Origin of the sequence: uncultured Campylobacter sp., from assembly GCF_938018035.1 — a bacterium.
In the GTDB taxonomy this organism is placed as follows: Bacteria; Campylobacterota; Campylobacteria; order Campylobacterales; family Campylobacteraceae; genus Campylobacter_B.
Map to the genome: position 1 here is coordinate 1 of NZ_CALIJF010000257.1, position 10,061 is coordinate 10,061.

Consider the following 10,061-nt stretch of genomic DNA (forward strand, 5'->3'; position numbering starts at 1 on the left):
GATTTTATGCTTGCGAGCCGTGGAAATTTTGCGCCGCTATGTCGTTTTAAGCGCGATTCCGCCCTACCGCCGCCCAGTGCGAGCGCGACGAGCGCGAAATCTTACAACCCTCATGAGCTATCGGTAAAATTTCAAGTAAGAGTAAAATTTCGCCGCTATAAAGTTAAAATCGTCCTTAGGCTCGGGAGAAATTCTAAAATGGCGGACGGGGGTAAAATTTTATCGCTAGGCCGTATGTCGGGCTCGAATTTTGGCAAAATGTCGATAAATTTTGGCTCGCAAAAGAGCCTACCACTTCGCAATTCTAACTACGCAAAATCACGCTCATATTGGCGTCGTAGCGCCCGCACCACAAAAATTTACAAATCGCAAAATTTGCAAAAATCGTGCGGCAAAATTCTTACTTCAGCAATCCGTTAAAGAAGCAGGGCGGCGCGTCGGGAGTATGCGAGGAGTAAAATTCTTACCCAAATGATCCGCCCGCGCTAAAATGAAATTTAAAATTTAGCGAGCAAAATTTCGCTTATTTCACCAGCCCCGCTTCCCTTAAAAAGCAGCTCGGCTCGTAATTAATCTTTCTGATCTTATCAAATTTCGCGTAGCTTAGCACCAGCTCGTCGCGCGCTCTGGTAACCGCCACGTAAAATAGCCGCCGCTCCTCCTCCAGGCTGCCGCCCATCGCCATTAGCTTGAGGTTCGGGAAGCGGTTTTGCGCCAGATCGATGAGATAGACGCTGCAAAACTCAAGCCCCTTGCTTGCGTGCACGCTGAGCAGATTTACCCCCTCGCCCTCGCTCATCTCCTTTGCGCCCAGAGTTATGAAATTATAAAAGCTCTGCGGATCCGCGTATTTGCCGGCGATCTGCTCTAAAATTCCGCATTTATCGTAGATGCGAGCGGTCTCGTCCTTTTTGCGCTCATCATCTATCTTGCCGTTTTTCAGCGTCGCGCGTTTCGTCGCGATGAAATCCGCCACAAGCGCGAAAAGGCGCGAGTTTTTAATCTGCGAGATGAGCGTGACGGATCTCGCAGCGGAGCCGCTTTTTTTAAAAATTTTATAAATTTCGTGCAAAAATACGGCGCCGCCCTCGGTAATTTTATTGTGTTTTAGAACCGGATGCGAGCGAAAAAACTCATCAAATTCCAAAGCTTCAAAGCGCGATACCGAGCCGATTATATCGACATCGTCAAAAAGCCCGAGCTGATAGTTTTTCCTCTTTTTTTCAAAAATTTTAACGCTCTCGTCGGGACGCAAAAGACCTGCGTGAATGCTTCCGTGCCCAAGCGAGATTAGCGCGTCGAAAAGCTCCTTGCTTAGCGCGCTGCCGACGCCTCTTGCGTATTCGCACGTGCTCATAAAGGCCATCATATCTTTTGGGTTTATTATCATCGCGAAGATGTCCGTGAAGGCCTTGATCTCGCGGCTTTCAAAAAAGCTCACGCCGCCTTTTCGCTTCGCGCCGATACCGAGCTCCTTAAGCGCGACTTCTACGCCGTCGGCGCTGGAGTTGTTGCGAAAGATGACGGCGATCTTTTCGCGCGGAGTGCCGCTTTGCGCGATCTGTGCGGCTACGTGGGCGTATTGCGCCGCCGTATCGTCGTAAACATGCAGCTTAGGCGCGCTAAATTTTCCCTCGCGTCCCACGATCAGCTTCTTTTCGTAAAGGCGCGGATTATTCGCGATGACGCGATTTGCAAGCGCCAAAATCGCCGAGCTTGAGCGGTAGTTGATATTCAGCGCGTAAATTTTAGCGTCCGCAAAGCGCTTGCCGAAGCTGCCGATGATGTCGATGTTTGCGCCGTTGAAGGCATAGATGCTCTGATCGAAATCGCCGACGCAAAAAAGGCTTTTCGTCGCGAAAGCATCGATGAGGCTTCCTTGCAGCGAGTTCGTGTCCTGATACTCGTCCACTAAAATTTCATCAAACCGCAGCGGAGCGCCCTTTCGCAGCTCATGGCGCATTTTTAGCAAAACGTCGTTGAAATCAGCGTAGTTAAATTTCGCCTTTTCCTCCTCAAACTCGCGCAAAATATCTGCGTAAATTTCGGCAAATTCCGCCTGATCCTCGTAGTTTTTGCTAAACCACGTCGCAAAATCCGCGCTCATCTCCTTGTTTTGATACAGCGAGTACACGTCGTATAGATACGCCCCGCCGTAGGGGCGCGCGTCGCTTACGTGATAAAATTTTCGCCTTTCTACGAGGCTTTTTAGCAGGGTTTTTAGCTCGGCGGGCTGCTTTAAAATCACACCCTTGCCAAGCTCGCGAAGTAGGGCGTAGGATACGGCGTGGAAGGTGCCCGCGACGATTGCAGAGGTGATCTTTTTATCAAAATGCCGCTGCAACCTCGCTATCATCTCGCTCGCGGCCTTGTTCGTAAAAGTAAGAAGCAAAATTTTTCTAGGGCTCGTGCCGAGATTTAGCAGATGAGCGATGCGCGCGACGATGGTGCTGGTTTTGCCCGTGCCTGCGCTTGCGATTATTAGATTATGCCCAGCAGGAGCTGTTGCTGCGGCGTATTGTTCGGTGTTTAGCTTAGCTAGAGCGTCCAAGATTATTCCTTTGCAAAAAGGCGCCATTATAGCCTAAAATCATTAAAATTCTTTGATATAATTGCGCGATGAAATTTCTAAAATTTACGTTAAAAATCGCGCTATTTTGCGCATTTGCATTCGCTCTGTTTTTGATCCTAGACGCGCTTTATCCGCTAAATTTGGATATGCTAAACAAGCAGAAGAGTAGAATTTTATATGACCGAAACGGCGAAATTTTAAATATGCAGATCAGCGACGATCAAATTTGGCGCTTTTACGCGAGCGCAGACGAGATACCGCCGCGGCTGAAACAAAGCGCGATCTACTTCGAGGATCGATATTTTTACTACCATTTCGGCGTCAATCCTGCCTCGATCCTGCGCGCGGCTACGTATAATTTTACGCAAAATTTTACTAAAAAAAGCGGGAGCAACGTCGAGCGCGTCGGAGCCTCGACGATCACGATGCAGGTCGCGCGTATGATGCGCCCCAAACAGCGCAGCTACAAGAACAAAATCATCGAAATTTTCAACGCCTTTCAGCTGGAGTGGCACTTCAGCAAGGATGAAATTTTGGGGATGTATTTTAACCTCGCCCCATATGGCGGCAACATTGAGGGGGTCAAAACCGCGGCGTATTTTTATTTCAAAAAGGACCTGCGCGAGCTTAGTAACGCTCAAATCGCGCTTCTTAGCGTGATCCCAAAAAATCCGAACAAAAACCGCCTGGATCGCAAATCAAACATCAACGCGCTTAAAAACCGCCTAATTTCGCAGCTGCGAGACGGCGGCGTGATCTCGCAAAGCGAGTATGAACGCGCTCTTGCGGAGCCGTTTTCGCCCAGACGCTACGCAGCGCCCAATTACGCGCCGCATTACGCGCTGTTAGCGTTTAGCAATTATAAAATGCAGAATTTTACCGCCAAAGAGGACGTAAATTTCACTCAAAATTTAGAGCAGGGCGGCGCGCCCGGCGCGACGGCAGAGGAAGCAAGCTTGGCTGCGCGCAGAGCCGCGGCAGAGGCAGAGTCAAATTTTTCGGACGCGGCGAGTGCAGAATCAAGCTTTACGGCTGCGACAAGGGGCGAGCCAAATTTATTAAATGCCGCAAACGCGCAGGCGAGAGCGGATTCGAAAGAAATGAATTCCAAAGAGGCGGATTTTAAAACAGATGCGCCAAAGAGTTTAAATTTTAGCGAGCGAACGAGCCTAAATTTAAACGAGCGCGAAGGCGTAGAATCGCAGGAAGGCGCAAAACCGAATGAACCAAAAAGCGTAAAACCAAATGAACGAAAGAGCGCAAATTTAGATGAGCGGCGAGATTTAATTGATGTCGCACATCCGTCGCAAAACTCGCAAAGTCTAAATTTAAACGGGCAACGAGGCGCTGCGTATTCGCCGCAGAATTTTAGCGCAGATGCAAATTCAAATAAACGACAAACCGAGTATTTGCCGCAAAATCCGAGTGCGGATATAAATTTAAACAAGCGGCAGAATGTCGTCGGTACCGCACATCCGCATCAAAACTCGCAAAATCAGCAAAATCTAAATTTAAATAGTCGGCAAGATGCTGCGCATCCGCCGCAAAATCCGCAGGCAGATGCAAACTCTAGCGAGCGGCCGAGCGTAAATTTTGATCCGCAGGCAAATTCCATTTCAGACGCTAGTGCTCAGACGCATTTCGCTTCGTCGAACGCTAATGCTCAGACAGATTCTACTTCAGACGCCAAAATGCAGACGGATTCTGCTGCAAGCGCCGAATCGCGGGCAAATTCCGCTCCCAACGCCAAGGCGCGGGGAAATTTCGCAAATTCCGAAGCGAGCGCGCAGTCCAAAGAGCAAACTGCGCGAGCGCAGGAGCTTGCGCGTCTAAACGATGGTAAAATTTATTCGAGCTTGGATCTAAAAACCCAGATCGCGCTTGAGGGTTTTTTGAAAAGCGAGATCCTCGCCCTACGCGACAAGGGCGTTAGAAACGGCGCCGCGGTGCTTATCGACAACGAAAGTATGAGCGTGATCGCCTATGTCGGCAGCCACGATTTTAGCGCCAATGATGGGCAAAACGACGGCGTGCGCTCACAAAAAAACGTAGGCTCGACGCTCAAGCCCTTCATCTACGCTAAAGCCCTTGAGCACGGGCTCATCACCCCTTCAAAGAAGCTGATCGACGCGCCGATAACCTTCGCGGGCTATGTGCCGCGCAACTACAACCAGGGGTTTTTGGGCGCGGTGAGTGCGACCGACGCGCTAAGTCTGAGCCTAAATATCCCCGCGGTGAAGCTAAATTTGATGCTGGGTGACGACGGGCTGTATGAGATGCTTAGCGGCGCGCATCTGGCGGAGTTTAGCAAGGATTATTACGGCGCAGGTATCGCGCTGGGCAGTATTTCGATGAGCCTAATGGATCTTGCTCGCCTTTACAGCGCGTTTGCAAATGGCGGCAAGCTGCGGAAGCTCGAAATAGCGGGCGCAGAGATCGGCGATGATGCCAAAATTTTAACCCCGCAGAGCGCCTACATCGTAACGCAGATGTTAAGAAACGCGCCGCGCTCCTATCTCGGCTCGGTGTGGCAAAATACCCTAAACGCGCCGCCGTTGATGTTTAAAACGGGTACGAGCGCCGATGCGCGCGATCTCTACACCGTCGCGCTCACGCCTAAATTTACACTCGGCGTCTGGCTGGGAAATTTCGACGGCTCCAAGACTAGAGATCTTAGCGGCGGCGTGAGTGCGGCAAAAGTCGCGTTTAATATGTTTGCCTTCCTCGATAAATCGGGCATGCTGGGCGAGGCGGAGTTTGCGCGTCCCGCGGGCGTGAGCTTGCGGCGGATATGCACCGACGCGTACCGCGAAAAGGAGTGCGCTCAAAGCGCCGAGGATCTTACGATCGATGGAGTTGAGCCTAACGAGGAGTGCGAAATTTACGGCACGAGCGAGCTTTTTTATCTGCTAAAACACGGTCTAGTCGATCCGCAAAAGGTACGCGCAGGAAGGTGCGCGGTTAAATTTGCCGCCGTAAAGCCCGTACTAAACGACATCAACGCCAAAACCTACGAGACCGGCGCGGACGGCTTTTTGCGGCTTAAAGTGCAGTGCACGGCGGTTTTCGGCGAGCGGGTATATATCAGGCTAAGCGGCGGTTCGCGAGAGTTTATAGCGCTAAATTCCACTGCGTTTACGGGGGAGAATTCCACGGATTTGGATTTCGAGCATTCTAGCGTGGCGCAGCAAGATAATTTAAAGCAAAATTTTGTAGAACAGAATTCTGCGGTACAAAATTCTATGAGAGAAAATTCAGCACCACAGAATTTAAAATCACAAAATCTTACGAAGCAAAATTCTGCGGGATGGAATTTTATAGCTAAAAATCCAGCCACACAGAATTTGGCATCGCAAAATTCTATCTTGCAAAATTCCACAGAGCAGAATTCGGAGGCTCAAAATTTCACAGCGAAAAATTTTACGGATCAAAATTCCTCCCAGCAAAATTTTGTGGCACGAGATTTCACTACGCAAAGCCTAGCGCCTTCAAATTCTAAAGTTAAAACGGGAGAATATTTTGTGCGCACTAACGGTGAGGCTTTTACGCTAAGTCTTGGCGCAGGGGATTTTGAGCTTGGCTGCTTGGACGAAAATGCAAATTTCGCTAAAGCAAATTTTAGAGTAAATGAAAGAAAATAAAAGGTTAATTTGTATATAATTTCGTAAAATTTTTGCAAAGGAATTTTATGAAGACAAAACTACTAAGCGCAGCGCTATTTTGCGCTTTGGCTAGCTTTGCCGCGGGCGTAGAGATCAAATACGCTAGCGGGGCTTACGAGATTAGCGGGGTGGACGGCAGTGGATTTAGTGTCACGCAAAAGCAGATCTTAAAATGCACTCCCAAAATCACGGGCACCTACGAAAGCGTGAGCGAGAGCTCAATCAGGCTCTATCCTAAGCCGATGCTTAGCGCCGGGGTTAATTATTCGTGCGAGGCGCGCGGGGTGCGCTTTGAGTTCGAGACAGAGCCTTTTAGCACCGAGCATATCGCGCTTCTGCGTCCGGGGCTAGTGGCAATTAAATTTAACGATGCGGTTAGCAAGGACGCGCTACAGCAAGCGACTAGAATTTACCGTGCGCAGAATTTAGCCCAAAACGATATATCCTACGAGCTTAGCTCGCACGATGATCGGAATTTTTTATTCAGCTTCGATCCTAAGGCGCAAAACGTCGTATTGCAAATAGAATCCCTCACCTCAAAAGCGGGCGCAAAGCTGCAAAATCCAGTGGAGCTGCGCACGGACGAGGAGCCTTTTAACGACAGCATTAACGCTTCAAATTTAAGCGGCGTGCAGATCCGCCCTGCGGCTCTAAAAGACGGCTCGCTCGCGGCTAGAGTGTGTTTTCCTAACTATATGGACGAGCTGTCCGCCAAATACGTAAGAATCGCAGGCGTGAGTAAATTTAGCCTCACTCAGCCGCGATATTATTATTATGACGAAGATGAAGAGGATGGCGAAAGCGACGATCCTTCATGCTACTACTATGCAGATATAGTAAGCGACGAGTTTATGCCAAATAAAAGCTACGAGATTAGGCTGCTAAAGGGCTTCGGAGATAGCTCATATATTTTGCGTGACGAGATCAAGCAGAGCGTAAAAATGGGCGACAGGCTGCCTTTCGTAGCCTTTAGCGACGAGAAAAATTTCATCCCAAAATCCGCTTCGTTGGCATTTAAAAGCTCAAACGTAAATGAGGTTAAAATTTCGATTGCCAAAGTCCCTGAGCAAAATTTTAGGTATTTTTTAAACTTTGAAAGCAACGAAGATAGCGTAGGTGGGCTAGCTAGCGAGATCGCGGTTAAGAGCTTTGATATAGGAGGCGCTAAAAACGCCGTCGCGGAGCATAAAATCGCGATGGATTTTAAAGGCTATGAGGATGGAATTTATAAAATCACGGCGTTTTACAAAGTGGGCGAAAAGATGCAAGAGGTTTCGCGCGTAGCCTATCTTAGCGACATTACGGCTCAAGTGGTGCTGCTTGAGCGCGGCGCGCTAATTTATACTTCTAGGCTTAGTAATGGCGAGGAGCTAAGCAGAGCGAAGGTTAAAATTTACAGTGATAAAAACGAGCTAATCGTAGAGGATAAAACGGACGGAGATGGAATTTTAAGATTAGAAAATATGGAAATTCTAGCCAAAAATCCGCGCTCTATCGAGATTAGTAAAGGCGATGAGCATGCGTTCGTGCTATTTAATAATGCCGTAGCAAGCGTAGAGAAAACGATTACTGCAAAGCGTCCGTTTGTTTATCTTGCAAGCGAGCTGATAAGTCCGAATGAGCGGCTTTTAGGCACGATTGTGATGAAAAATCGCGATTTTAGCTCTTTAAAAAATACGCCGATTAAATTTAAAATTTACGATCCTAGCGGCACTGTGGTCATCACGCGCGCGCAAAACACCGATGAGTTCGGCAGCGTTAAAATCGACGAGCTGATGGGTGAAAAAAGCGGCACTTACCGCCTGGATCTCATCTATGAGGACAAAATCATCGCTTCTAAAAGCTTCAGCGTAGAAAATTTCGTCCCAAACCGCATTAAAAATGAAATTCTCACTGCCAAAGATGAATACGGCGCAGATGAGATCATAACTTTAAAGCTAAGCTCAAACTATCTTGCAGGCGCGCCGGCCGGAGATTTGAAAGGTTCGCTGGAAGCAAACGCCTATGAAAAAGAGCTAAAAATTAAAGGCTACGAGGGCTTTTCGTTTCTAAACGATCGCTTAAAGAAAAAGGGCGCTACGCAGCTTCGCAGGGCAGAATTTACGCTAAGCCCCGCCGGTAAAAAGGAGCTTGCACTCTCGCCGGCAGCAGCTGATCTAAATGTCTCTAACGCCATAAATATTCTACTAAATTTCAGCGTAACCGAGGAGGGCAAAAACGTAAGCGCATATCGCAGCCTGAGCTATCTGCCTTATGATCGTATCGTAGGAATTCGCGCGAGCAAGGATTTCATATCAAGCGGCGATAGCGTAAAATTCGGCTTTGCGCTACTAGATTCCAAAACCAAAACCGACGTTAAAGGCAAGATCGACGTTGAAATTTACCGCGACGATTTTACTTACGTTTATGACGGCAACAGATACGTCGAGCAAGAAAGCTTTAATCTCGTAAGCGCCGTTAGCACCGATGCGCGCGAGTTTGAGTACAAATTCCAAAACGGTGGCAATTATCTAATCGTCGCAAACGATTACTCAAGCGGCGCAAGTGCTGGCGTGCGCGTGGATGTAAGCGGCTGGGGATATTATGGACGGGTAAACGCTAAAGACGTTCAAAGTGCTAAAATCAAACTCGCAAGCGACAAGGTTAAAGCCGGAGATAAAATTAAAGGCGTCATAAATTCTCCGGTAGAAAGCGGCGTGCTAAATATCTCGCTCATAGGCGAGCAGGTTTACGACTATAAAATTCTATCCATAAAAGGCGGTAGCGCGGAATTTGAGCTCAGCGTGCCGGAGAATTTCGTCGGAGGACACATCAACGCTGTAATCGCGCGCGCCGCGACACCCGCTGCGATGCCGCTTAGAGCCTATGCAAACGTGCCGGTGGCGCTAGATGCGAGCTCGCACAAGGCTAACGTGCAAATCCTAGCCGAGAAAAGCTACAAAAACGGGCAAAACGCGCAGATCAGCGTAAAAAGCGAGCCAAATTCCAAGGTCATACTCTATGCAGTCGATCTTGGAATTTTAGATATCGTCTCACAAGAGGAGCTTGATGCATTTAAGGCGTTTGACGTTAGCGCGTATTTTGCGCTGCGATACTTCGACATTTACGACGATCTTAGCGTGTATCAAACTACTGCTAAAGAGCTAAGCTTCGGCGGAGACGGCGTGATGGCGAAGGCTAAACGAAATTTAAGCCCGGTCGAAAACAAAAAGCAGAAAAAATTTATCAAAATGCTAATCGCAAAAGCTGATGCAAACGGCGAGGCGAAATTTGAGCTTGCGATGCCGAAAAATTTCAACTCCACGATCCGTCTAAGCGCCATGGCTATCGGAGAGGCGGCTACGATCGGCTCGGCAAACGTCGAAGCTAAGGTTCGAGACGACGTGATCATAAAACCGGCAGATCTAACCTACATGGTACGCGGCGATGAAATTTCCGTGCCGCTAACGCTCATTAATACAACTGATAAGGAGCAAAAGGCGGTCTTGAAAATCAGCTCATCTCCTTCGGTTGCTATAAGCGGCGGCGAGGCAAATTTCACGCTCAAACCGCTTGAGGTCAAGCACCTAAGCTTCACCGCAAGCGCGCTTGATATAGGCGATGCGAATATAAAATTTGATCTTGACGCAAACGGGCAGAAATTTAGCAATAACGTGGAATTTGACATCATCAGCCAGTTCCCGCGCTCGAAAATATTTCACGCAAGCTACGGCGATAAGCCCGTAACGCTCAAAATCGATCCGAGCTATAAAGAAATTTACGCTCACGTAAGCTCTACGCCTAATGCTTTTAGCCTAGCGGAGGAGCTTTACTCCTATCCTTACGGT

4 protein-coding genes are annotated in these 10,061 nt (G+C 48.5%); 3 read left to right on the top strand and 1 reads right to left on the bottom strand.

Features of this window, described 5'->3' with window-relative positions; translation table 11 throughout:
* Positions 1-420, top strand: a 420-nt coding sequence (locus Q0257_RS07660; protein ID WP_298023604.1) for a hypothetical protein, incomplete at its 5' end; no start/stop codon positions are given.
* Between the two features lie 103 nt (positions 421-523).
* Here the strand turns inward: Q0257_RS07660 and Q0257_RS07665 are convergent.
* Positions 524-2,578 carry an ATP-dependent helicase gene (locus tag Q0257_RS07665; protein ID WP_298023607.1) on the bottom strand — a complete coding sequence of 685 codons (2,055 nt, stop codon included), beginning with the start codon at positions 2,576-2,578 and terminating at the stop codon, positions 524-526.
* A 41-nt stretch (positions 2,579-2,619) separates the two neighbouring features.
* On the opposite strand from Q0257_RS07665, the gene Q0257_RS07670 reads away from it, so the two are divergent.
* Both Q0257_RS07670 and Q0257_RS07675 read left to right on the top strand, forming a co-directional pair.
* A complete protein-coding gene (locus tag Q0257_RS07670; protein ID WP_298023610.1) occupies positions 2,620-6,213 on the top strand; it encodes a transglycosylase domain-containing protein in 3,594 nt (1,197 codons plus the stop codon).
* A gap of 47 nt (positions 6,214-6,260) precedes the next feature.
* The coding region (locus Q0257_RS07675) for an alpha-2-macroglobulin family protein (protein ID WP_298023613.1) at positions 6,261-10,061 on the top strand (3,801 nt) is incomplete at its 3' end.